4 protein-coding genes are annotated in these 6,949 nt (G+C 59.2%); all 4 read left to right on the plus strand.

What is annotated here, in order from left to right:
• Nucleotides 1–164 precede the first annotated feature (164 nt).
• Complete coding sequence (locus tag CG471_RS28290) at nucleotides 165–731, plus strand: RNA polymerase sigma factor (RefSeq protein WP_099234486.1); 567 nt, start codon at nucleotides 165–167, stop codon at nucleotides 729–731.
• Nucleotides 697–1,761 carry a FecR family protein gene (locus CG471_RS28295; protein ID WP_257211722.1) on the plus strand — a complete coding sequence of 355 codons (1,065 nt, stop codon included), beginning with the start codon at nucleotides 697–699 and terminating at the stop codon, nucleotides 1,759–1,761. The genes CG471_RS28290 and CG471_RS28295 overlap by 35 nt, the downstream gene beginning before the upstream one ends.
• Nucleotides 1,762–1,870: 109 nt before the next feature.
• Entirely contained in the window at nucleotides 1,871–4,777 is a 2,907-nt protein-coding gene (locus CG471_RS30880) for a TonB-dependent receptor domain-containing protein (RefSeq protein ID WP_180275824.1), read from the plus strand.
• Between the two features lies 1 nt (nucleotide 4,778).
• Nucleotides 4,779–6,860 (plus strand): Atxe2 family lasso peptide isopeptidase, encoded by a 2,082-nt coding sequence (locus CG471_RS28305; protein WP_099234488.1) that lies wholly within the window; start codon nucleotides 4,779–4,781, stop codon nucleotides 6,858–6,860.
• The last annotated feature ends 89 nt before the right edge of the window (nucleotides 6,861–6,949 follow it).

Consider the following 6,949-nt stretch of genomic DNA (forward strand, 5'->3'; position numbering starts at 1 on the left):
GCTGCCCGGATCGCCAGTATCTCGGGGTTCGTGATCTTCTTCGTCATCGTGTCATCTCCCTTCATCGTGCAGCACCATCGTGCGCCTGTTTGCAGGAGAGAAAAGACCTCAGCTAAACCACAACCGGCTTTGGCCGTCGCCCCGAGAGGACATAGGTGCGACGAATGAGCCAAGGCAGAAGCGAGGATCGCCTATGCGATCCGACCAGGCAGAGAGATTCCGGCAGCGAACCCTTTCGCTTTCCGGAATTCTACAACAGGGAGAAGCCCCGCCTCATGCGCTTCTTCACGCGCCAGCTCGGCAACCAGGCCGATGCCGACGAACTCGCCCAGGAAACCTTCACGCGCTTCGTGCGCGCAGCCCCCGCCCAGGCGCTGGAAAGCCCTCAAGCCTATCTCACCCGCATCGCAACCAATTTGCTGCGCGATTTCATCGCGCGCGGTTCGACGCTTCTATCGCGCCGCTCGACATTGCTCGATGACGATCTCGACCTCATTGCCGCCAGCGACACCCACCGCGAAACGCAGGCGCGCCAGGATCTTGCCCGTTGGAAGCTGATCCTCGACCAGCTCAAACCAGATACGCTCGACATCTTCCTGCGGAACCGCGTCGAAGGGCAGACCTATGTCGAGATCGCCAAGGAGCTGGATGTGCCGCTCTGGGTGGTTCAAAAGCATATGCTAAGGGCCATCAAGCATGTGGTCGCCCATCGTGAGGCCAATGATGACTGACATAGGCGCTGCCCGAGCGGCGCGCGACAATCAGGAGGCAATGGAGTGGGCGATGCTCATCCTTGCTGATCACCATGCCGTTCCCGATCCTACCGCCCTCGACAGGCTGGGGGAGCATCAGGCTGCCTTCTCCGCCTGGGTGGCGGCAGATCCGTCCCGTGAGGCGCGCTATCTCGTCGCCGTTCGCGAAATGCTTGAGGCAGGCGGCGCCGCTGCAGAGCTTCGCATGCGTTCACGCCGGCTGCAGCCGCCCAAGAACAAGCGAAGCTTCCGACCGTTTGTGCCCCTTGCCGCATCTCTCGCGCTCATGCTCGTTGCCGGCGGTATCTGGTGGCGATCGCAAGATGACGCGCCAAGGTTGATCGCGCAAAGCGAAGCCCGCACGCCGATCGAGACCCGGGTGGGAGAAAAGCGTACCGAGCGGCTTAGCGACGGCACATCGGTCCTTCTCGACACCGACACGCTTCTTCTCGTGGAGATTACCGCCACAGATCGTCATGTGGAAATCAAGCGGGGCCGGGCACGGTTCAGCGTCGCGCCGGACGCTCAAAGGCCTTTCGTCGTGCATGCCGCAGGCACGACCGTAACAAGCCAGGGCGGCAGTTTCGATATGACCTTGAGAGATGGTGTCCGCGTCAATCCGATCGACACCCCCGTCATGATAGCCTTTACGCGCCCGATCCCCGCCGACCAGGCGACGTCGCTTCAGCTTCGGCCCGGCCAGTTGCTCAAGCTGACGACTAGACTCGCGACCGAGATTTCCGTCATTCCTGCACCTCGATCCGAGCAGCAGTGGGTGAGCGGCGTGAAGAGTTTCGACAATGTACCGATCAATGAGGTCATCGCTGAGGCCAACAGCTATAGCGAGACCAAGATCGAACTGGCGACGCCAGCGCTCGGCAATCGCGAGATATTCGCCGATATCGACATTCGCGACATCGAGCGTGTCGCGCAGGCACTGGCCAGCTTTCTTGATGCCACCATCGACCGATCGAAACCCAACAAGCTTATTTTGACCGAAAAGAAATAATTCGGCCAATCAGCTTTAGAAAAGCAGATTCCCGTCTTCCCTATTGAGCCTCAAAAATGGAGGCAGCATGAAATAGGGGCACATAATGGGGATCGTAAAGATTGCGCTGATGACCAGCGCTGCACTTTGCATGGGCGCTATTTGCAGTCAGGCACATGCGCAGGACGCGCAAAAGACTTATAACCTGCCTGAACAGGATCTTGCCACAGCCTTGCGAAGCGTCGCGCGCGGCAGCGATTACCAACTCGTCGCCGACCCCAAGAGCCTCAAGGGCGCGCGCGCCCCATCGCTAGCCGGCGCCTACACGGTCGAAGAAGCCGTGACCGCCCTCCTCGCGCCGTCGGGCCTCACTGCCGAGATCAGGGATCGTACGATAACTCTGCGGGGGCGAGAGGCACCGTCGCGCGAGGAGGCAACCAGCGCGACGGATGTTCTGATATCGGTTACAGGGTCACGTATAAGGGGTACCGATGCCCCTGGATCCAACGTCATTCGCCTCGACCGCAAGGCGATCGGCGAAAGCGGCTATGTGTCAGCCCAGCAGATTCTCCAGTCGATACCCCAAGCCTATGGCGGCGGCTCCAACGAAACAACCGCCGGGGCTACAGGTGCGAGCGGCGCAAACCTCAATGCTTCCTACGGCTCCTCTATCAACTTGCGGGGCCTTGGCCCCTCATCGACCCTGGTGCTGCTCAACGGCAACCGTCCGGCGCTGGGCGGGTCAGGTGGGGTTTTCACCGACATCTCCATGATCCCCATCAGCGCAATCGAACGGATCGAGATATTGGCTGACGGTGCATCGGCCATATATGGCTCGGACGCCGTGGCGGGCGTGGTCAATCTCATCACCAGACGGCAATTTGAGGGAAATGAGACCAGTTTTCGCATCGGCACCGCCGATGGTGACTATGATGAGGTCCAGGCAAGTCAGATCCTTGGCACGAAATGGCGTTCCGGTCGCGCCGTGCTCGCGGTGGAATATTATCGCCGAAGCCGCCTTTCAGCATCCGACAGAGGCTATGCTACACAGGATCTGCGTCCATGGGGCGGTGATGACTATAGGCTTCAATTTGCCAATCCCGGCAATATCATCGCAGGTGGGCAAAGCTATGCGATCCCTAAAGGCCAGGATGGAACAGGCTTGAGCGCTGCCGACCTGACCGCAGGCACGCTCAACCTCCAGGATGGTTGGGACCATGCCGATCTGCTCCCCCGTCAGACGCGCTACTCCGCTTATGGCCGCATCGAACAGGATTTGACAGACAGGCTCACCATCGATGCCGAAGGCCTTTATGCCAGGCGATCCTTCAGCAAGAGGGTCAATCCCGCCGGTTATCAATCGTCTGTCACCATTACGCCCGACAATCCCTATTATGTCGACCCGATCGGCACCAGCCAGCCTGTCAGCGTTCGCTATGATTTTACCAGCGAACTTGGCGCTCGCACGGATCAGGGCAAGGTTGAAGGGCTCGGCCTCAACGCCGGGGGGATACTCAGGCTTGGCGGCTGGTCAGTCGAGATGCGAGGAGCCTATGGCCGACAGGAAGAGAATTTCGGTTCGGTCAATCTTCCCAATTTCGCCAGGCTTGCCGTGGCGGGAGCAAGTAGCGATCCCGCAATCGCTCTTAACCCGTTCGGCGACGGCATAAGCAACAGTGAGTCCGTGCTCGACTATATTCGCGGCTCCACCCGCACCGGCTATGTATCGACCATCTGGTCCGGCGCGCTTCGTGGCGACGGGCCTCTCATGGATCTTCCGGGCGGTCAGGCCCGCCTCGCCCTGGGCGTGGAACATCGCAACGAGCGTTTCTCCTCCCGCACTGTCTCCGATCAATATAGCCTCACGCCCATTATCTCGACCGCCGGCACGCAAGGCAGGCGCAACATCGAAGCGATCTATGGCGAGTTATTCATACCGATCATCGGCGAGGATAACAGCCTCCCTGCCATTCGGTCGCTCACCCTTTCTTTGGCGGTACGACGCGAAAATTACAGCGATTTCGGCAATAGCACCAATCCCAAATTCGGCCTTTCGTGGAAGCCTGTCGACGGCCTGGAACTCAAGGGCAGCTTTGGCACCTCCTTCCGCGCGCCAGGTTTTACAGAATTGCTCCAGACACCGGATTCCGACGTATTTTTCATCACGCCAGTGACCGATCCTGCTTCCCTCACCGGAACGAGTAACGTCATGTTCTATCGCGGCAACATGACCGACATGCAGCCCGAGAAAGCCAGAACGATGACCTTTGGCTTTGTATATGAACCCGAGCTACTTCCCGGGCTGCGCATTGCCTCAACCTATTTCGACATCCGCTACAAGGATCAAATCGTCGATCTTACATCGGTGCTGTTCCAGATGCTGAACAATCGCGCGAGCTATGCAGCGCTCATCAACGAGAACCCGTCGCTTGAGATGCTGCAATCCTATGTCAGCTCGCCCAATTTCATCGACTATTATGGTCTCGCGGCAAGTGATGTGGATATCTTCATCGACGCGCGCACGCAAAATCTCGCTGTCACCCGGCAGAAGGGTATGGATTTCGATGTCCAATATCGTTTCAAAGCCGGCGTCGGCGAAGCCCGCGTCGGCGTCGATGGAAGTTATCTGTTCAAATTCTCGCGCGCAGCCAGCGCATCGGCGCCATCGGTAAACATCCTCAACAGCATCAATAATCCGGTCGACCTTCGCTTGAGAGGACATGCAGGCTGGGCGTCGGACAGCCTGTCAGCGCTCTTGAGCGTCAGCTATGTCGGTGGCTACAAGAATAACATCGTCACACCGAATGAGCATGTCTCATCCTGGACGACGCTCGACGCTCAGATCAGCTACCGGTTCAAAAACGATACAGGCGCGCTGCGTGGCCTCAACCTGACGCTCGGTGCTACCAATCTCTTTGACAAGGATCCGCCCTATGCGGCCTTCTCGTTCAATGGCATCAGCGCCATCGGCTATGATCCGCAGAATGCCAACCCGCTTGGCCGCGTCCTATCCCTGCAGCTGACCAAGGCCTGGTAAAATGCAGCGATCAAGGCTGTCTCTATCTGCTGCCCTGCTCGCGGCCGCCGGCGCCCTGCCGACCGGTGCTGCAGCGCTCTGCTCCACACCGCCGACAGCTGTGGAGCAGAGCGCGAAGAAGGGTAGCTATGTGACGTCAGAAGATCTGACGGCATTGTGGGACTTCGGGGACGGCGGCTCCAGCCCTGCCAACGCATCCCATATCGCGCTGTCACCGGACGGCAAGCAGATCGCGTTGCAGATGCGGATGGCTGATGCAGCGACCAACAGCTATTGCCTGAGGCTATTAGTCGTTGACAGGAACGGCGCCCATGCACCGATCGTGGCGGATGAAGGTGGCGAGTTCATCAAGGCGACCTTTTCCAATCGCCGGCTTCAGGCTTTTCCTATCGGCTTGCCCATGCCGCTCACCCCGCGCTGGTCGCCCAGTGGAAGGCTGCTTGCCTATGTTCGCCGCGACAAGGGGCAGACTCGCCTCTGGCTGGCCCGCGCGGACGGGAGCAAAGCCTTCCCCCTCACCAACGGCGACTTGCCGATTGTCGATTTGCAATGGGCTGCAGATGGACAGTCTGTCCTGCTGGAGACAGATTCCGCGCGGGTGGAAGCAGATCGGGAAATAGAGGCAGAGGGTCTGCATGGCTTCCGCTATGATTACAGGATCTGGCAGGCGGCCCGCGCCCTTCCGTTTCCAGGTACCGCTCTCGGCTACACCTATGTCCGGATCGATATCACAACCGGCAACGCCAGCATGGCCGAGAAGGGCGAGGCGGCGCCAGCCTTCAAACCGCTTGCGATCTTAGCCCCTAAAGGCGCTACCAATGTCTCGACCAGCGATAGCCGCAATGCTGTCGCCTGGACGAGCCCGGAGCGAGACAATGAGATCCGTTCGCCTGTCCGTCTTCACGTCAAGATCGGTGAAAGGACGATAAGCTGCAAGAGCCAGGTCTGCTCAGGAGAATTGCTCGGCAGCTGGTGGAGCAAGGATGATCATGTGCTTTTCATGCGGACCGAAGGGCCCGCAGAAAGAAGCCGCCTCGCCCTCTATCGCTGGAAAGCGGGCAGCGGCGATCCGGTCCGGCTTTTCATCACCGAACATCTGCTCTTTGGTTGCCAGGCTGGGGGCGATGAACTTCTGTGCGGCTATGAAAGCAGCCTGGAACCGCGGCGCCTGGTCGGCTTGTCCGTCACCGATGGTAGGTTGAGAAGCATCTACGAACCCAATCCCACCTTCGCGGCCCATAAGTTCGGGCCCACGCACAGGATGATATGGCAATTTAGCGGGGGCGAGGCTTTTGGTGACCTCACGCTCCCACCCGATTATCGCCCCGGCAGGAAGCTGCCTCTCGTCATCGTCCAATATATCAGCCGCGGCTTTCTGCGCGGAGGGACCGGCGATGAATATCCCATTCTCCCCCTGGCAGCGCAAGGATTTGCGGTCCTGAGCTTCCAAAGGCCAGCAGACTATGCCAGCCACTTTCCAGCAGCAGACTGGTCCGCCTTCAGCCGCAATAACGTCAAGGGTTGGGCTGACAGGCGCCATGTCCTGGCAGCTCTGGAGGCCGCCATTTCGAAGCTGGTCGCGCAAGGCATTGTGGATCCGGACCGGATCGGTATCAGCGGCCTGAGCGATGGGGCGTCCACAGTACAATTCGCGTTGATGAACTCGACCAGATTTCGGGCCGCTGCCGTCAGCAGCTGCTGCGAAGATGTCAGCAATTATGACAGCGTCAGCGAAGAATATTATCTCGATCTTGTGCGCTGGGGATATCCGCCCCGAGGCATAGATGGTCGGCAGTTCTGGCAGGATTACGCCATGCTGGACAATCCTGGCAAGGTGACCGCGCCGCTCCTCATGCAGCTATCAGACGACGAGTTTCGGATGGCTCTACCTGCCTATCATGCTCTTGAAGCAGCAGGGAAGACGGTGGAAATGTATGTTTTCCCGGACGAGCATCACATCAAGTGGCAGCCGGCGCACCGTCTAGCGATCTATCGTCGTTCGATGGAGTGGTTCAAGCGCTGGCTTATGCCGGCTGCGCCAGCGAAGGGGACTGTCAGGATTTCCGTGTGTGGCCGGGCATAATGGGCAACAAGGAGTCCCACTATGTCACGACGCAAAGAACCTGCCATACCGAATGAGCTTCTCGATCAGCTTTTGGCGGGCGGCGCTGC

It is taken from the genome of Sphingobium sp. IP1 (assembly GCF_002708645.1).
GTDB lineage: Bacteria > Pseudomonadota > Alphaproteobacteria > Sphingomonadales > Sphingomonadaceae > Sphingobium > Sphingobium yanoikuyae.